The sequence below is a fragment of the Niallia oryzisoli genome, from assembly GCF_036670025.1.
In the GTDB taxonomy this organism is placed as follows: domain Bacteria; phylum Bacillota; class Bacilli; order Bacillales; family Cytobacillaceae; genus Bacillus_BD; species Bacillus_BD oryzisoli.
Map to the genome: position 1 here is coordinate 2,354,769 of NZ_CP137640.1, position 18,818 is coordinate 2,373,586.

Below are 18,818 nucleotides of genomic sequence, written 5' to 3' on the forward strand. Positions count from 1 at the left end.
TTATTGACCTGTTTCACAAAATTGAAACGGCTGTTCTTATTAAGCTAAAGAAGCAGTTTACTTGAAGAACGGGGATTAAGCATTTAATAAAAAACCACCCTATAAGGATGGTTAAGGAAAATGGACATGAATTTTTTATATAATAGCATTTCTCTAGTGAGAAATATGTTTATCCAATTTTATATTTAGACAATTTTAAAATGACGAAAATTCCGAACGTCACATACCTAACAAAGGGAAAACAAAATTAGAGAGCACGTCGGCTCTCTATTTGTATGTAGGAGCTTCGGGCATACGTTCCATCCATCCGTTTTCAACCAGCAGGTTGCCGGCTTCCTGAACAAAAAGTCCGACGGTCATAAAAGTCTTAAAGTATGATGCGGCGAGATCATGCCTACCGTTCACAGCTATCGAATTACCGAAGTCGCGGATGCGAATGGAAAAATGGTTCACTTCGTGAAAGAGCATGAGTTTATCAGAAAATGGCGAAAGGTCGTTAAGGGTCACTAAATGATCAAACAATGGTGGGCATTGCAAATGGCACTCCATCAAATAATGTGAATAGGTTTCAATTGCTTTCGTTGAGAACTCCAAACCCCGTTTGAACAATTGCCCGATTTTTTCAGCTTGGGCGACGCGTGAAAAGGCGTAGAGCAGAGCATGCCCGACAGAGTTGGAAGTGATATTATCGTAAAGGTGGGCGATCTCCAGCGCGTGAAGCGGTCGGACTTCCCCGATAAAACCGCGAAAATAACTTTTCTTCTTTACGAAATCGATTTGATTCGGAATAGGTATCGCTGGAGGTGCAGGCGAAGATTGCGCTTTGTTTTCGAGCAATTCGTTCAGCCTGACGACCAGTTTCATCGATTCATCTACTGCATAAATAAAAAATTCACGGATGTCCTTTCTGGTCACAAGAGGAACAGCCACTCCATATACGCTGATACCCGAACGAATCGCATTCCTTAGATAATGAAGGTAAAATTCGTCCTTAAATAATCTCGGTGCTTCCAAATTCACATCTTCATCAGTGAATCCTATCGGAATGGGATGACCAACGCTTTTATAAATATTCTCTACCCTCTTTACAAAATCCTGACACAAGCGAAGGGAAAATCCGATTACATCCCGAATTTCAGAATCCTCTACATGCTGAAAAAAGTGGAGGAGGACTTTCTCGGACATGCTGTTTCCTATGTAGGTTGCCCACAATTTCCCAATTTCTGCAGAAGTTAGCGGACTGTTATTTGGATTATTTTTCATACAACGCCTCCAAAAAGATACTATTTCTATTATTCCCTGTTTTTACAAAAAATTAGAAAGAAATTGTGAGCCAATATAATGAATAACCCCACCATTAGGTAGGAGATTCAATTTAATCAATATATTTTTTACCTCTTCTACCGATTTTAGTAGTAAACATCATGGTTTAACTCAAAAAATAAGAGATGAGTCTTTTTTATTTAATCGAGTTTGTGAAGTATTACACTTAAACTAAACCAGCTAATAGTTTGTCAATATTTTTCAATAAAAACTTAAAATATCTCATGCTATACTAAATTTATGCATACCAAATAAACTTTCCAATGTTTGGTGTTTGGAAAGTTTTAGTCTGTTTAGTTAAACTTTTAAATTAGGCCAGATCTTGGAAAGTTGATTTACTTTTTAAAAGTGCATAAATCCAATGTAAGAGTTTATTGGCACATGCAATTACAGCCACTTTATAGGGTTTTCCTTCTTCACGTTTTTTATCATAATATTCTCGTAATCGCTTGTTACGAGGAAGGATTTCGTCTGTCGTTTTCTGTTTACGGCAATCACGAATGGCACATTTAACGGCCATATACAGGGCATGTCGTAGTCTACTAGAACCTCTTTTGGTAATCCGATTTAAAGTGCCTTTGAATGTACCAGATTCAAAGACACTTGGATCAATTCCGGCAAATGCAACTAACTTTTTAGGGTGATTAAACCGATCAATTTCCCCAATCTCAGAAATAATCGTGGCAGCGATTTTTTCACCGATTCCAGGGATTGATTGGATAATTTTATATTCTTCAATACTTTTCGCTAAAGCATCTATCTCACTTTCAAGCTTAGATAGGTGCTTTTTGTATTCGAGAAGCATATTAATATACATACCCATGCTTAAAGAAAGGCTGTGGTATAAGGTTTTCTGAAACGGATTTTGAGCCGCGGCAGCTAATAGTTTTTCTGCTTGATTGTTTGCCCATTGTTGTGAACGACTTTTACATAACTCCTTTATTTTGTTAGTAATAGTTTCTTTGCCTTCTTTCAAGACTTTTTCTGAAGTAGGAAATGCTTGTAACGTTAGTAAAGAAACATCTGAATATAAGGTACCAAAAACCCCACAGTATTGAGGAAATACTTGATCCAGAACTGCCTGAAATTGAAGTTTAGTTTGTACAAACATGCCTGTAATATTTTCATGTTGTCTCGTCAGATTACGCAGGTTTAAAAGTTGGATTCCTCGTTGTTTATAAGGCTCCAAGTCTTCTTTATAGTACAGCTCGCAGAGGTGATAAGCATCAACGATATCTGTCTTTACTTTACGTAAACTAGAACTCTTAGCCCGATACGATATGAGGGGATTCACAATAATCAATAAATATCCTCTATCCTCAAAATATTGCACAATCGGTGTGTGATAATGTCCAGTGGATTCTAATACAATAGGAGGTCGTCCCTCTGATACATCCTCTACCTCTTTAATGAAATCTAGAAGACTACTTAATCCTTCAAGAGTATGCGCTACTTTAAAACTCTTTTTGTATGGCTGCTTTTTATCCAAGAATGCTTGAACCTGACTTTCACCTTTTGCCACATCCAGACCTATGACTGGATTCATCATTTATCTCCTCCTAAAATTCTATTAACCGGTAACCCCTATTCCTCCATGTAGTTTCATAGCTTCGCTTGTTATACGAGATCATTGTCCCAACCAGCCTCAATCATGTTTCTACAAGTAGGGGGCGAACTGTTTAATTGACGGGATCAAAGCCCCACGGGCGCTTACGTTCTACCCCGGCTACGGTTATCATATATCGATATAAATAAAGGTCAACCAGAAATATTTTCTTTTCTGATTGACCTTATAATACGAACGGGGGCTTTACTTGAAGAAGCCAAAAGGACCTAAATGGTCCTTTTATATTTGGTAATAAAATACGAATTTCATTTATTGTATTGGAAATACTATCTGTCGAGGTGAAATAAATGAGCAGATTTAAAGTTGTGTTTGAGAATACAATCCAAAGTGGTGGGTTTTCATTGGAGCAGTATTTGATAACATTACATCAAGAAAAAGATATGTTGGATTCATTTGATGGTCATGATGATTACGAGTTGGACATGAGGTTATTTGAAGGGGAGATTCAGAAAGTTAACCGATTGTTGGAGAGCTAAGGCTCTCTTTTTTATTTATAAAATAAAGATTTTATTTTCTTCTTCAACTACCATGAAAATAAGTTTCCTTCAGATATGAAAAAAGGCAATACTTAAGAAGACCCTGCTCAATCGTCAAAAAAAAGAGGAGGGCGTGACTGGATTAAGGTCAATATCAGTATTGACAGTTCTTAACCATTTTCATTCTTTGTGGTGCAGTTCGGCTGCATGGATGGCTAACGGGGCAGTATTCTTTAACAAGGTTTTTACATTAGTCAGTTCACATTCGTAGTAAAATGCGAAGTAGAGATTATTTGTAAAGGAGAGGATACTATATATGGCTAAAGAATTATCTGAAATGACGAAAGAAGAATTGTGGGAGTTATTCCCCATCATTTTGAAAGAACATAATACAGATTATAAAAAATGGTATCAAATTGAAAAACGGAAACTTTTAAGTTGTTTTGATGAAAAAAGTATTATGCGTATTAGTCATATAGGAAGTACAGCAGTTGAAGGACTGATTACCAAGCCAATAGTCGATATTTTATTAGAAATAGATAATAGATGTAATATTGAAAAATTAACAAATACTTTACTACATAATGGTTGGTTATTGATGTCATCCCAAAGTAATCCATGCATGAAAATGGCATTCAATAAAGGATATACAAAAGAAGGATTTGCAGAAAAGGTGTATCATCTACATGTTCGCTACTACCACAACTGGAATGAATTGTACTTTAGAGACTACCTTAGTGAACATGGAGAAGTTGCTAAAGAATATGCCAAACTCAAAATAGGACTTTTAGAAAAATACGAACATGACCAAGATAGATATACAGATGCTAAATCTGATTTTATTTTGAAATATACAGAAAAAGCAAAAGAGGAATATGCTAACAAATACAACTCCGAAAAATAAGTATAATCCAGGGTGAACTTATTGCACATTAAATTTTATGTATTAAAGATTGTGAAAGGGTGTACTGGGGCCTTTCTTCCATTTTTAAAATTTTATAAGCAGAAAATATACAAGTTTTTATTCACCACTTGTACATTTTCTGCTTATTTTCATTCAAAGAATATACTCCCATAACCAGCATTTTTTAATTGCCAAATAATAAATATTAAGCTGATTGATTTTGTTTTCTTCTTGCTCGACCTTCCTTTTTATTTGATTTTGATTTTGCTCTTGATTTAGACACTCTAAATAATAGTACAAATCCCGCACTCAACATTAAAGCCCATACAAGTGCGAATTTATTACCAGTTAAATATATACCTATAATAGGTATCAACAGAAGTAAGATACTTTTCAGGTAATAATTTACTTTAGGATTAATGACTATCAAAACTGATATCATAACAAGCAACGAAGTTTTGATATTATTCCCCACAAAGGAGTGATTAGTGTAATTTACGTAGAAGTAATACCCAAACGATCCTAAAATTGCAAATATGGAAAGATAAAGTCTCATAAACGAACTTTTATAAAACAGAATCCAAACGGCAATAAAATTAATACCTGCACATATTCCAAGTACAGATAATGTATGATAAAACGTAAAATTACCAATAGGATCTCCCATAAAGTTCCAAATGAAATTGAAATTGTAACAAACAGCTGCTACTACAAATATCTTAAAGACTAGTTTTAATGAGAACATTTCCCCTTTCTTTTTCTTATTTGACGATCTGGATCTGGATGGCGAATATACTCCCGCTTCTCCCTCTTCATTTACTTTTTTCCTTCCCATAATCCATCGTTTATATCCTCTTTCTTCCGGTTCCCTTTCTGCTTTTTGTCTAGTAGCAAAATCCCTTTCTTTATATTCTTTATATTCTTCATCATCAACTTTTTCTACTTGTTGGTCTGAATTTGAATAAAAATCCAATGCCTATTCACCTCAAAAATATTTTTAAATTATTATAACTTATTTAGATATAAGTAGTGATTTCTAAGCTCCGTGTATAATAGAACTTTACCTCAAGTGTACCACTATTAATTTAGTTTATCAGGTACATATTATGACTACTTAAATTTACTAGATGCCGTCGCCTTTTTTCTTCTTCAACTAAAGGCAGGATAGTTGAACAAGGAATTAACCAAAATAGGTGGAATTGCGGGAATTTGATAGTAATACAGTCTCAATCTCTCCTTGAAATGGATAAAAAGATTCCTTTAAAAGAAAATTTTCTCAACAAGTTTGTGTGATTAAAGACGTCATATAATATCCCTCTTTTAGGTGAATTTGAATTAATAAAATAGTATTTGGAAATTTTTATTTCCTATGTATTGGGTGATTTACCAATTTTAACAAAATGCAAAACCATCCTAAAAAAGGATGGTTAAAGAAAATGAGCAAATTTTATTTTATATCTTAATAAAATTGTACGCTAAATATTACTAGGAAATTAACACAATTTAGATTAGCATCAAAAAGCACCCAAAGGATGACTTATAAGAAATTAATAAATAAGGTATGGCGGATAATATGGATATGGATACCAGTAAACATATCTATAAGGACCATATAATGTACTAACCAATAGACCGCCCAATACTCCACCCAGTAATCCTGCTAGAAAGGGGTTTCCAAGATAGGGTCTCCAAAAAAATGGAGGTCTCCAGAAAATAGGAGGTCTCCAAAAAAAAGGTCTTAGAAAAGGCGGTCTAATGAAAATTGGTCTCCTTATAATTCGTTCATCTGTATTTGTTATATCTATTTGTTGTGGCATAACCTGTACTTCTGAATTCATAAAAACAGTCCTCATTTCTTTTTGCTATTAAGAATATGCGTTTACCTATCCCGTTTCTTGTGCTTATATCATTGTTTTTAATAATTCCAACCATTAATGTCAAGCCAAGTTTTCAATAAAACAAAGGACCACACGTTATTTTTATTGAGGTATTTAGAAACCCTTCAATATCAAAAAAGAGAAAAACATGGGTACCAATTGTTTTCGTTAATCCCAGGGTTATATGTTATAAACTTGTTACTATTTGCGCATTTTAAAAGGTAAAAGAGGGTGCTTATTTGGGATGGATTTTTGGACTTTATTTATTAAATACTGTTTTTATGATAATTATGGCGATTCGAGAGGTACGGCGACCAGCAGTGGCTTTAAATTGGATAACCATTAGTTTTATATTCCCTGTAATTGGATTTGGGCTTTATTTAATTACATCAAATCCCATACGTATGAAGCGCCGTAAAAAGCCGACTTCTACTTCTAACGAATCAGACACGCTGCCTGATTCCCTTGGCGGTTCAGCTCAGGTGATCGCACAAGCATTGAAACATTTGACCGTGGATGGATTGAAGACTGGTCATGTACAGGTGCTCATAAATGGGATTAAAACCTATGATATACTAATGGAATCTATACAGAACGCCAAAAAAACGATAGACCTGGAATATTACATATATAAAGACGACCAAATTGGAAGGCGTATTACGGACTTACTGATTGAACGGTCATTGGACGGTGTGAATATCCGTTTTATAAGAGACGGTTGGGGGAGCAGGAAATTATCTAAAACTCAGATTTTTCGGATGATGGATGCAGGAATAGAATGTCGGACTATTTTTCCTTTACGTCCCCCTTGGATTTTTTCAACTTTGAATAACCGGGATCATTGTAAGATTGTTCTAATCGACGGTAGGGAAGCTTTTACCGGCGGGATTAATATTGGGGATGAATATACCGGATTAAAGCCAAATGTAGGACACTGGCGTGACACTCATGTAAGAGTAGTGGGTGAAGCTTCATCTGATTTGAAAATGATCTTCGAAGACCATTGGAATATTGCTTCACCAGAACAAATAAATACAAAATCTAGAATGAAAACAAAAACTGGAAAAGATGGTTCCCCCATCACTCCTACAACCAGCTTATCAAACCCATTTACCATGTTGACAGAATGGAGCACCGAGTTGGGGACTATTGAAGAAACAAACGCGAATGAAGTTCCGACCAATGGGATGTACCAAGCCTATGTACAGACAGTGGAAGGCAATCCTGGTATTCCTACGCCAGTTATTAGGCAGGCTTACTTTATCGGGATAACACAAGCCACAATGACTGTTGATATCACCACACCCTACTTTGTACCAGATCAAGATATTATTATGGGACTTAAGACAGCAGTTGAACGTGGAGTACGTGTAAGACTGCTGGTTCCTCGTCAAGGGGATCAAAAAATCGTAGAACATGCAAGTTTTACTTATTACGGAGAGTTGTTGGAAGCAGGGGTTCATATCTACCTATATAACAAAGGCATGCTGCACGCGAAGTCGATGGTTATCGATGGGGAAGTAGCGGAAGTAGGAGCAGCAAACTATGATATGAGAAGTTTTCGCTTAAATTACGAAGTTTGTGAATTTTTTTACAGTAAAGACGTGGCAAAAGACCTTACAGAACAATTTGAGCTGGACCTACATGATTCTGTCTCTTTACAAATGGAGGATATATGTCAGCGCTCTCCTTTACAGAGGTTAATGCAGCAGGGTGCCCGTCTCCTTTTTCCGTTGTTGTAGCCATTAACATAGTATCAAATTTGGGAATACTGAAGAGAGATTACTGGTTTATTTTTAAGTTGTTATATAATAATTGTGAAAGGTTTCACTTAAACTACCATGAAAATAAGTTTCCTTCAGATATGAAAAAAGGCAATACTTAAGAAGACCCTACTCAATCGTCAAAAAAAAGAGGAGGGCGTGACTGGATTAAGGTCAATATCAGTATTGACAGTTCTTAACCATTTTCATTCTTTGTGGTGCAGTTCGGCTGCATGGATGGCTAACGGGAGCTTTACTTTAAGATCGTTGCTTCGGCAGCATTTTTCTTATTGTACTCCCTCAGTTAGATAAGATTAGCTCTCAAATACTCACTTATTCGCAGGATTTCAAATCACTTGAAATAACCTTAGGGGACGGATGAAAGGCGTTGTTAGCATTTTGGCTACATGAAGGCGTACTTAAATAAAGGAGGTAGTGGCATCTCCATTATTTTCCATATAATGTACGTATACTTCACGCCACCCCTGGAGGTTTTCGCTCCCATGTCTCAACGGGTCAAATGCCCTCTCATTCCTTCGTCATACCTATCCAAGTGGTAGATGCCGGTCTTTCTAACGGAACGGGTCAGAGCCCTTTTGCACAATAAATCCGGTACTTCGTACTTTCTTTGAAATCCTACGAATAAGCCAATATTCGAAAGTTATTAATCTTAAAGTAAATAATTATGATATTAATATAAAAAATATTTTTTAGTTTATTTAGTTAAGCAGCCATTGGTGCAATTAGTTTTACTTTGTGGGGACAATAAGATTCATTATTTCTGGCCATTCCAACTAAAACTCTTGCGAGTTTATTAATTAATTTCATAATTGATTTCATTTTCTTCATCTTTTTCACTTTAACATTGTTAGCGTGTAGTTCTTTAAAATCAGGGTTGTTCATGACAAGACTCATAGTCGCTAAATACAAGAAGCGCCGTAAACGAGATCTCCCACGTTTAGAGAGAACAATTTGACCTTTCCATTTTCCTGAACTTGCCTCTGCAAGATGCAATCCAGCATGACGCAATAAAGAATTGCCGTGTGCAAATCCACTTAGATCTCCTGATTCTCCAAGAATGCCTGCAAGGGAAATTTCGCTAATTCCTTTAATGCCAAGTACCTTTCTTGCGAAAGGTATATGTTTAAGGACATCAGTGACTTCCTTTTCAACTCGCTCAAGCTGCGGGGTTACTAGATCAAACTCTTGAATCAATTGTTCCAGGTGTAGCTTATAAGCGTCAAGTGCTTGTCGGGTTCCGACTGTATGCATAGCTAATTCAATTAATACCTGTGCTTTTCTTAAACCAGGTTGTCTCTTCATTTGGGTTTTCCAGCCTAAAACGATATCTTGTGCTTTCATTGAACGGAGTTCAAGTGGTGTAGGGAATAAGCGTAGAGTTGCTATTGCCCCTTTGCCTTTAACATCTTTGAATACCTGACGAAGTTCGGGAAAAACAATATCAACCCAACGGTTTATTTGATTAATAGCACTGACAAGTCGTTTAACCGATATGTCACGGTTAGACATTAAAACTCTTAGTTTTTCAAAGGCCTCAGAAGTAGGTCGAATAAAGGAATAGTAACCATTCTTGACCATATCAGCAATAACAAGAGCATCTTTTTTATCACTTTTTGAACGGCTATTATCACGGTTTTCCTTATTCTTTTTTACGAGGTGTGGGTTAACAGTTACTGCTTCAATATCTTGGTCATATAGCCATTTTGATAGTTTAACCCAGTAATGTCCTGTAGGTTCCATGCCGATTATAGTTGAAGTAAAATCTTTTAAGGTTTTTAACTGGTTAATCCATTGTAATAATCTAGCAAAACCCTCTTCATTATTTTCAAATGTAAGAGGATCGCCGACTATTATTCCACGGAAATTTACAGCTCTAGCTACGTGTAATTCTTGGGCTATATCCACACCAACCACGAGGTGTTTATCTGAAATTCTCTCAATTAGTTGATTTTGTTTGTCTTGCATTTTAAACTTCATATTAGGGTTCCTCCTTAAGGTTTTGAGTTAGAGTGGTATCTATACTCATATCTTACTGAGGGACCTAATTTTTTTCAAAGTTGATAATTAGCTGTCTACAGGAATTCTAACAAGGCAGGATAGTTCAAGAACGGTGATATTATGATAGTAAGAAAAGAGGTGCAAAATGCTTTTAAACAATTTTATGAATGAGAATTTTCCAAACTTAGAACTTAGACCACCCTTGTTTTATTGTTGGGATATGGGTATACGGTTTGAACTAGGGGTGGAGTGGAAAAGGGAGTATGACTACCCCAACAACCCCTATGTACTGGGGTGTTATAAAAGGGCAATTACATTATTTGAAGCTTTGCATTCTCCAATGGAAGATATTTTTGTCTTGATGGATGTAGATGATTTTGATAGGGGCAAAAACATTAGACATCAGTTAAAGAACTTTTCTCGCTATGTTGAAAAATCATTATTGTTTAGGCTGAAACATCAAGCAATACCTTATATATACCTAGAGGATGATGAAGAAGTTACATATAAAACTCATAGATTTTCTCTATGCTGCAAAACATCTGATTTTAAATACGTCCCATTATTAAAAGCAATTTGTAATCAAGACTTGGGGTTGAAACCGAGTATTTTCCATAGAGTTTACTTCATAAATATCAATAAGAAAACTATATTACACGTTTACGATGACAGAGGTTGTGACTTATTAGCGACATCGCCCGAAACAATTAGACATATTTATGAAGGACACAATGATTGGATTTTAGATTACGATAGGAATGAAATAGACAAGGTATTTAAATAAAGGAATTTAGTTTTTCTTTTGCTAACAGGTGCGAGAGTTCAAAAAGGAGTTGCGGCGGCAGCTCTTTTCTTATAAAAGTGCCAGACACCATCCATTTTTATTGCACTAACGGGCATTTTAGCTGTACAAGTTATAAATTTAATGGTTTAAAGTTATAGAGCATTTCTTTGAATGAGGAATGCTTTTTATTTTTGCTTAAACATAAACATACAATAAAAATGTTATTTAATTTAATAAAAATTTATTGTAAAACGATAAATTATATATTAAAATCAAAATCAGAATAAATAAGTGAGGTGCTTTTTATGGGAAAAGTAACAACGTTGTTTTTAAAAATAGCTGTTATTCTTTTAGGAGTCCCAGTTCTTGCTCTGTGCCTCTTTTTGGTGCCTGAGATGGCGAATCTTGCAGTAAAATTGCTTCCGGAGTTTGTTTTTATTAAATATCTCGTTTTCATCGCATTTGATGTATCGGCGATCCCTTTTTACTTTGCTTTATATCAGGCTTTCAAACTCTTATGCTATATTGACAAAAATAAAGCTTTCTCCGATTTATCTGTAAAAGCTTTAAAGAAAATCAAATACTGTGCCATCACAATCAGTATTTTGCAAGTGCTAGTTTGGCCGCTTTTCTTTATCTTTGCGGAAGTAGACGATGCACCAGGAGTTATCTTTGTCGGATTGGTTGTTCCTTTTGCTTCGATGGTTATCGCAGTCTTTGCTGCTGTTCTCCAAAAACTTTTACAAGAAGCAATTAATATCAAATCAGAAAATGATTTAACGGTCTGAGGTGAATAACAATGGCAATTATAATCAATATTGATGTGATGTTAGCAAAAAGGAAAATGAGCGTAACAGAACTTTCGGAGAAGGTTGGAATAACAATGGCGAACCTTTCTATATTGAAAAATGGAAAGGCAAAAGCGATTCGATTATCCACTTTAGAGGCAATTTGTAAGGCTTTAGAATGTCAGCCTGGAGATATTTTAGAATACAAAAGTGACGAAGACAGTTAAACATGGTGGAGGAAACTTAATATAACAATTATTAGGGGAGGTATAACTATGGACATTAACAATTTGATTATTGAAAATATCGCTAACCCTCATGAGCTGGAGAGAATGTATAGAAAAGACCCGAAAGCTTTTAAAAAGTCATTCGCACAAGCATGGGAACAAAATCCTGATTCTGAGGTTCTTGGTGTTTGGTATGAAAGATTGCATTTCAAGGAGACAGCAAATAGAGAAAAATCTTCCTTGCTTCAAAAAGGTTTCTTATTCATGGGCATATTAGCCATTATAGCCGGGATAAGCACCAGGATCATTTTCCATTTTGTCGAACAGGAAGCAATTGCCCCAATTAACCTGGCTTTTGGTATCATTCCCTTTATTGCTGCCTATTTTGTTTACAATAATACTCCGAAAAAAAGTGTGATTTATTCCCTTGCAGCGTTGTTCCTAATTTCCGGGTTTTATCTTAATATGCTGCCATTAAATGATAAAGACAGTATTATCCTTGTTTATTTACACCTTCCCATATTCTTATGGGTATTGGTAGGGCTTGCATTTACAGGAAATGAATATTCAAAAGGCAGTACAAGATTAGCCTATATTAAATTTAATTTGGAATATTGTATTCTCTACGCCAGTATAGCAGTTAGCGGAATGGTACTAGCAGCATTAACCATGCGGTTATTTAGCTTTGTTGGCTTAGATATAGAAGACTTCTATTTTAGTAATGTCGTTTTATTTGGTGCTGCCGCTCTCGCTATTATGGCTGCATACCTGGTATCAATGAATATTAAACTTGCTAAGAATATTACACCATATATAGCTAAAATTTTTAGTCCTCTTGTCCTGGTCACATTGTTAGTCTATCTTATAACGGTTATATGGGTCGGAAAAAATCCATTCTTGGACCGCAATTTCCTGATAGTCTTCAACGGAATACTCCTTGGTGTATTGGCAGTTACCATATTTTCCATTATCGAGAGCGACTCAGACGAGAAAAAGAACATTTCAGATTATATAAATTTTTCCTTAATTGTTCTTGCGCTTATCATTGATAGTGTGGCTTTGTCAGCCATCGTGTTCAGACTTTCTTCTTATGGGATTACGCCTAATAGACTTGCTGTTTTAGGAGTAAACATACTTATCTGGGCAAATCTAATTTGGATTATGCTCTCCTATATGCGTTTTCTACAAAATAAATCCGGACCTTCAACTATCCAAGATGCCGTTACAAAGTATTTGCCGGTCTACGGAATTTGGGCAGCTTTCGTTACATTTACTTTTCCTATAATTTTTAATTAGAATGGCTTTGTTAATGTAACGAAACGCTAATCTTCTATAACGTATAAAATCCTTAGTCCCGATAATATACAGCTTTTTATGCAGAGTTGCATATTATCGGCTTATTTTCATTAATAAAGTTAAAAAAAGGGTCAACAGCAGTTGACCTTCTTTGTAGAAAAAAGTAGAAATATGTATATGTTAATATTTGAATATTCGAATTAAAGATAATACAATTGATTCATGGATAAGTTAATGACAATGAAAGAAGCAAAAGAATTACTTGGAGTTTCAACCAAAACCATTCAGAATTAGGATAAAGCGGGTATCATTCATGTTTTGCGTACACCTGGGGGACGCAGAAGAATACCATTAAGTGAAATAGAAAGGATACGCGGGGGCTCAAGCGAATTCAGGAAGAAAAAATTGGCTATTTATGCCAGAGTCTCCTCAAATGAACAGAAACAAAAAGGTGATTTAGATAGACAAATCCATTTCATAAAAGAAAACTTAGATGAGGATGTTTTAATCATAGGTATCTTGTCTGACGTTGGTTCGGGATTAAATGATAGAAGAAAAGGACTTCATAAATTAATGAAATGGGCGAAAGAAAATGAGATTACGGATGTCGCTATTCGATATAAAGATAGACTAACAAGATTCGGCTATGGATATCTAGAAGAATATTTTAATAGTCATGGGGTAACTATTCATGTACTTGATAAAGAGGAAGTAACTAACACAGTTCAGGAAGAATTAGCTGATGATCTTATCAGTATTATCACTAGTTTCTCGGGGAAACTGTATGGTCTTCGTAGTAAAAAACACAAGGAATTACAAAAAACAGTGAAGGAGTCGATTATGGATGTTCAAAACCTATCAAACGAAGTTGAAGAACGACATAATCAATCTCAAGAATCATAGCACTATAGCAGTTTATGAATATTTCCATCAGAATGCAAAATACTTTGGAATGCTTGAAAGAAAGCTCTTTGTTGATTTATATGTGCGAAAGAAACCATCAGGTGATTTAAAGAAATTATATTGTGCTGCACATAAGATAACTGCTCGTCAATATAACAGCATTAAAAAACAATTAGATGGTCGAATGTCATCTAAGTTGGAATTATCGAAGCTATATAGGAAAGACATGAATGAAAAAGTTAAAAACACTACTAACCTCATCCGTTCAAAAGAAGAACAGAAAGTGAAACTTCAATCTAAACTCCTCAAAATGAAAGGGAATGAGGCAAATTTCCTCAAAAAGGTAATGCAATATCGGAATATAAAGAGATCCATTCATCAAAAGAAAAGAAAACTGTATTCCTTACTATTAAAACTAGAAAAATTAGAAGGTGACTTTAAACAAGAAAAGATAAGAATCTGTTTTGGCTCAAAGGACTTGTTCCAAAAACAGTTTCATCTTGAAGAAAACGGCATCACTTTTAGGCAGTGGAAAAAGGAATGGGAAGAAAAAAGAGCTGCCCAATTCACCCTAATTGGATCAAAGGACGAAACATTCGGGAATCAATCGTGCACATATGATGTAGAGAATAATCTTAGAATTCGAGTGTTTTCGAAGGATGAAGAAGTGTTTGGCAACTACGTTAACCTTACAAATGTTATGTTTGGTTACGGACAAGAAAATATAGATAAGGCAAAAATCCCCAGTATAGGTTATACAAAGGGTAAAATGAATCAAGTTATATACTATAGAGCGTTAACGTGGAAGTTTGTTCGTAAGAATGGCAATTGGTATGCTTACGTTACGGTTGATGTAGATATTCCTCCAATCATTTCATTGAAGAATAACGGAATTCTTTCGATTGATTATAACTATGGTTTCTTAGCTGTTTCAGATGTTGACCGATTTGGAAATCTCGTGCATTCCTTTCAAGTTCCCTATCAAACTACTCATTGCACAAGTGAACAAACAGAACAAAACCTCAGCGTGGCATTAAAAACAGTCATCCTCTATGCGATAGAAAAAGCAAAGCCGATTGGGTTTGAGAACTTAGATTTCAAAAAGAAAAAACAAAATTTAAAACGGATGTCGCCTAAACAAGCAAAAATGTTAAGTGGTTTTGCTTACTCAACTTATCAATCCATGTTACAGAGCAAATGTGAAGCAGCTGGTATTGAATGTATTTCAGTAAATCCTGCGTATACGAGTCAAATTGGACATCATAAATTTATGAAGAAGTACGGAATTAGTTCACATGAAAGCGCAGCACTTGTCATTGGAAGAAAATGTTTAAACTTCAAAAGAATCGAAAAGATCCCTCAACACCACATTTTAAATAAGAATAAGAAAGACTCGATCTTAAAAATGGACCGATTGAGTCAGTGGAAAGAAATTTGTACGCAGTGGAAGAAATATAGTTTTAACAATAAAATTTATTTATTAAACCGAATCTAGTTGCATTTACGGTGGCAATGCCATGTTGAACCTGTAAGGAAGAAAGCATGCCCATGAAATCGTAGCTTTAGATGCAACACTGCAAGACCTAGCAGGTATTGGATTACCCATCAAGGCAGTGGTACTGGTCCTCAGATGTCCTTGGTATCTGTGTGATGTGGCTTTATACCTTTGATGTAAGAGTGCAATTCTCTCATGCGAACCGTGAGGGGTTTATCGTTCTTGCCCTTGCGTTAAGTGGAATGATATTTATTTCTACTTAATTTCGAACGGTATTCTAACTAGAAGCCATAATATATTCTTGCAACTGGATTCTTTAAAATATGTCCAGTTTCATGTGCCCAATAAAAAAGGATTTCATGAAACGTATTGGATATGCTAAACTTGCAGGTTTTAAGTTTGAGTTTGATTTAGATTAAATCTGAAAAGATGTACTTACACGAACGGGTGCTTTAATGGAAGAATAATCATGAAATAATTAGACTTTTTTTATAAAGATTGATCTCGAAAAATACAAATTATAAACGAAATTATAAATTCATATACCAGCGAGACAAGAGAATGTCGGCAATGTGGAATGAAAGAGAATATATGATAAGAAAACAAAAAAGAGAAGGATTATCCTTCTCTTTAAATATGGTCAATTATAATTTACGTACGTTAGTAGCTTGAGGGCCACGTTGACCTTGCTCAATGTCAAATTCAACTTCTTGACCTTCATCTAGATTTTTAAAGCCTTCACTTTGAATAGCGCTGAAATGTACGAATACATCATCTCCGCCTTCTTGCTCAATAAATCCAAAACCTTTTTCACCGTTAAACCATTTAACTTTACCAGTTGCCATTAAAAAAATCCTCCTAAAATTTTATCGACCATTTTACAAATGACAAAATAAAAGTAAAAACTGTAACCTCTAAGAAGATTTAATTTTGCTATCTCCGTTGAAGTTACAGCTCCTTTAAATCTTTATCGTTAAAGTAAAATGGTTTAAAAGCACTATAGCATTTCACCAATCCAAAAGCAAATAATGGTTTAAAAGTAAGGATCTGTTAAACGATATTGTTGATTTTCTTCTTAAGTTAAACGAATGGATAATCTGCAATTTTTAACATGGTTTGAAAAATCGAGCAAAAGCTGACATGACTATGAATGAGTGGAGAGAATTCAAAAGGGAACAAATATAACGTCAAGTTGGCTTATTATTTTCCGAAAAGAACACCCGTGCAGGGCGTGAGCCCGTCTTTAGACATGGGATGAATTTTTGGTTGGCTTTAGCCAAAATTGCTGAACGTCCCGAACAAACGTGCTATAATAAACTTGTACTAATTGGGCAATTGTTCTTTGAAAACTGAACATATGAGGTTGTGACAAGAAGTGCTTTGTCACGTAAAATGTTCAAGCATTAAGGCGTAAACTACTTAGGCGAAGAAAAGGAGGGTCCGCCCGAAAAGGGGGGAAACCGTTTGAACTTAGTAGCCGAAAAGTAGTCAAAAAAGTAGTCCCAAAGGCTTTTGCTAACGGGATAGCGGCGGTGTGTTCCCCGCCACTTGTGGTCAATGTGCGTAAGCATCAACCCGGAAACTCGTGACTTTTAGTCATGAGAGGTTCATTGATGAAATAATAAATTATCATTAGAACTTCTAGTTAAATTCCCTTAATAAATGTAGTTTGAAAAGGTCAATTTTGTGAAGAAATATACTTAAAGTAACGGATTGCAAGAGTTGAACAACGGGGATTGCCGCGGCGATCCTTTTACTTATTCGACTATAGCAGAAGGTTAATTTAAGAAAATAGATCAAGGGATTTATTGGCTCTATAGGTTATGAAGGTCCACAATTTCTAAAATCTAATAATAATTCTATGCCCATCTTGGCTAACTGTATAACTTGAAGACCCCTATAGTTAATCACACAAAAAAAGCATCCGATTATTCGGATGCATACTTAATTATTCCATGTAAGTAAACTGAGTATTCTCTCTGTACATATTCTCTTAATTTAATTCTTTTTTCTGTTTCTAATACACTAACCAATTCTTGAATCTTTTTTTCATTTTCTTTTGTAGTAGGAATCTCTAATGAAAACATATTACCTCGACTACTATTTAGCATTTTTTTTAATAACTCAACTTTATTCATTGGATAATCCCCTTTATATACTATATTCGACATAAAGGCGAATTTTTCCTTGGAACTTCTTATATAGTCTCATGTTTTACCTACTTTCCACTAAAAAAATCTGATTACAGGTACTATGACAGGAATGGGGTAGCTTTTTCATTAGCTTTTTTATAACTACCTTCTACCAATCTAATCATATCACGACCTGATATCTTTTCTGTTTCATGATAACCTTCTTCATCACGCAAACTCATGTACCAGCTGCTATCGTTATCTTCATTTAACCTATATAACTTATTGGTAAAAACATTTGTATAAAAATCTCCATTTCTTAGCCTCATATTATCTCCCTCTCAAATGTATATAAACTGTATTATACCCAAGATAATGACCTGGAGCCATTAGACATATACAGTCCAAAAATCCTTGGAATGCAGGGGAAAAGTGTGAAAAATCAGCGGTAGGGACAGAGCTTGGATAGTTGTATAAATTGTATTTTTCCTTATTCAGCTAACGGGTAGCTTTCGTTTAATGAGTATCATTTGTAGCGATCAGAAGAGCGGAAGTAAACTGATACACACAAACAGCTTGAAAAAGGCGAGCACTATGATAAGTGCTGCCTTTTTTATTTATCCATTGTTTATGATAGGAGTTGGTCCTCCATTTGCGGCCGCTCCTCCAGCCTGCCTTGTTTCATCATGAATTTAACTCCCTCATGTGAACACAGAAATACATCTTTGGCTACTTTAGACTGTGAATCATCTCGGTCGTTTTAGGAATGGTCACATAAGGCGGCTCCGTTTTTATTCTCTTTTTTAACCCCCTGAATAGAAAACAGTATCCTTTACTTTTTTTACACCTTCCAATTTCTTAATTTCCTCTACTATTGAATCAGTTGGAGCTTCAATTTCAATAAAAGTAGTTCCGTCAGATGTATATGGTTCATTTTTTAGACCGAGACTGTTTAAATAATTTTGAACTTCTGCTTCCTTACCCATTTCAACTTGTGCTGTTTTATAGAGCATTTATATCTCCCTTTTTGTTTTATTGTCTTTGGTGCAAATTGATCCGCCGCCCACGTTTTGCGTAGTAGGAAACGTCCGTTTTTTATTTTTTTCCTAAATAATTATTTAAATCACAATTACTATTTTTTCTTTTTTGAACAAAAAAGGATAGGCTATAGGTCCAACCGCTTGAAAACAGTTGGAATAGAATA

Annotated in this window: 16 protein-coding genes and 1 pseudogene; 9 read left to right on the plus strand and 8 right to left on the minus strand. The window is 35.1% G+C overall.

Translation table 11 applies throughout. The features are described 5' to 3' along the window. Window positions 1-267: 267 nt before the first annotated feature. Together R4Z09_RS11830 and R4Z09_RS11835 are read right to left on the minus strand one after the other, a co-directional pair. Window positions 268-1,263: a DUF3231 family protein gene (locus R4Z09_RS11830; RefSeq protein ID WP_338452502.1), complete on the minus strand. Its 996-nt coding sequence runs from the start codon at window positions 1,261-1,263 to the stop codon at window positions 268-270. A 370-nt stretch (window positions 1,264-1,633) separates the two neighbouring features. Beyond that, window positions 1,634-2,869 (minus strand): IS110 family transposase, encoded by a 1,236-nt coding sequence (locus R4Z09_RS11835; RefSeq protein ID WP_338453258.1) that lies wholly within the window; start codon window positions 2,867-2,869, stop codon window positions 1,634-1,636. A gap of 368 nt (window positions 2,870-3,237) precedes the next feature. Between R4Z09_RS11835 and R4Z09_RS11840 the strand changes: the two genes are divergently transcribed. Together R4Z09_RS11840 and R4Z09_RS11845 are read left to right on the plus strand one after the other, a co-directional pair. Continuing rightward, window positions 3,238-3,426 carry a hypothetical protein gene (locus R4Z09_RS11840; protein ID WP_088087141.1) on the plus strand — a complete coding sequence of 63 codons (189 nt, stop codon included), beginning with the start codon at window positions 3,238-3,240 and terminating at the stop codon, window positions 3,424-3,426. A gap of 316 nt (window positions 3,427-3,742) precedes the next feature. Next, window positions 3,743-4,330: a GrpB family protein gene (locus R4Z09_RS11845; RefSeq protein WP_338452503.1), complete on the plus strand. Its 588-nt coding sequence runs from the start codon at window positions 3,743-3,745 to the stop codon at window positions 4,328-4,330. Window positions 4,331-4,535: 205 nt separating this feature from the next. Here R4Z09_RS11845 and R4Z09_RS11850 read toward each other — a convergent pair whose 3' ends face one another. Continuing rightward, entirely contained in the window at window positions 4,536-5,303 is a 768-nt protein-coding gene (locus R4Z09_RS11850; protein ID WP_338452504.1) for a hypothetical protein, read from the minus strand. Window positions 5,304-6,446: 1,143 nt separating this feature from the next. On the opposite strand from R4Z09_RS11850, the gene R4Z09_RS11855 reads away from it, so the two are divergent. Further along, entirely contained in the window at window positions 6,447-7,949 is a 1,503-nt protein-coding gene (locus R4Z09_RS11855; RefSeq protein WP_338452505.1) for a phospholipase D-like domain-containing protein, read from the plus strand. 744 nt (window positions 7,950-8,693) lie between these two features. On the opposite strand, the gene R4Z09_RS11860 is transcribed toward R4Z09_RS11855, so the two are convergent. Further along, a complete protein-coding gene (locus R4Z09_RS11860; RefSeq protein WP_338452506.1) occupies window positions 8,694-9,968 on the minus strand; it encodes an IS110 family transposase in 1,275 nt (424 codons plus the stop codon). Between the two features lie 166 nt (window positions 9,969-10,134). On the opposite strand from R4Z09_RS11860, the gene R4Z09_RS11865 reads away from it, so the two are divergent. The 6 genes and pseudogenes from R4Z09_RS11865 to R4Z09_RS11890 all read left to right on the plus strand — a co-directional run bounded on the left by R4Z09_RS11865 (window position 10,135) and on the right by R4Z09_RS11890 (window position 15,482). Further along, window positions 10,135-10,773 (plus strand): DUF3885 domain-containing protein, encoded by a 639-nt coding sequence (locus tag R4Z09_RS11865; RefSeq protein WP_338452507.1) that lies wholly within the window; start codon window positions 10,135-10,137, stop codon window positions 10,771-10,773. Between the two features lie 305 nt (window positions 10,774-11,078). Continuing rightward, window positions 11,079-11,561, plus strand: a complete 483-nt coding sequence (locus R4Z09_RS11870; RefSeq protein ID WP_338452508.1) for a DUF2975 domain-containing protein — start codon at window positions 11,079-11,081, stop codon at window positions 11,559-11,561. 11 nt (window positions 11,562-11,572) lie between these two features. Further along, window positions 11,573-11,788: a helix-turn-helix domain-containing protein gene (locus R4Z09_RS11875; RefSeq protein ID WP_017153334.1), complete on the plus strand. Its 216-nt coding sequence runs from the start codon at window positions 11,573-11,575 to the stop codon at window positions 11,786-11,788. A 48-nt stretch (window positions 11,789-11,836) separates the two neighbouring features. Then, the gene (locus R4Z09_RS11880; protein ID WP_338452509.1) at window positions 11,837-13,084 is read left to right on the plus strand and encodes a DUF4153 domain-containing protein; all 1,248 of its coding nucleotides are present in this window, start codon (window positions 11,837-11,839) and stop codon (window positions 13,082-13,084) included. A gap of 222 nt (window positions 13,085-13,306) precedes the next feature. After that, window positions 13,307-13,987: pseudogene (locus tag R4Z09_RS11885) on the plus strand (IS607 family transposase). Further along, window positions 13,929-15,482, plus strand: a complete 1,554-nt coding sequence (locus R4Z09_RS11890; protein WP_338452510.1) for an IS200/IS605 family accessory protein TnpB-related protein — start codon at window positions 13,929-13,931, stop codon at window positions 15,480-15,482. Before R4Z09_RS11885 ends, R4Z09_RS11890 begins: the two are co-directional and overlap by 59 nt. 644 nt (window positions 15,483-16,126) lie before the next feature. Here the strand turns inward: R4Z09_RS11890 and R4Z09_RS11895 are convergent. The 4 genes from R4Z09_RS11895 to R4Z09_RS11910 form a co-directional block, all read right to left on the minus strand. After that, a complete protein-coding gene (locus R4Z09_RS11895) occupies window positions 16,127-16,327 on the minus strand; it encodes a cold-shock protein (RefSeq protein WP_150442733.1) in 201 nt (66 codons plus the stop codon). A 1,083-nt stretch (window positions 16,328-17,410) separates the two neighbouring features. Then, window positions 17,411-17,620 (minus strand): hypothetical protein, encoded by a 210-nt coding sequence (locus R4Z09_RS11900; RefSeq protein ID WP_338452511.1) that lies wholly within the window; start codon window positions 17,618-17,620, stop codon window positions 17,411-17,413. A gap of 113 nt (window positions 17,621-17,733) precedes the next feature. Next, window positions 17,734-17,943 (minus strand): hypothetical protein, encoded by a 210-nt coding sequence (locus R4Z09_RS11905; RefSeq protein WP_338452512.1) that lies wholly within the window; start codon window positions 17,941-17,943, stop codon window positions 17,734-17,736. Window positions 17,944-18,417: 474 nt separating this feature from the next. After that, window positions 18,418-18,627 carry a hypothetical protein gene (locus R4Z09_RS11910; protein ID WP_338452513.1) on the minus strand — a complete coding sequence of 70 codons (210 nt, stop codon included), beginning with the start codon at window positions 18,625-18,627 and terminating at the stop codon, window positions 18,418-18,420. Window positions 18,628-18,818: the final 191 nt, after the last annotated feature.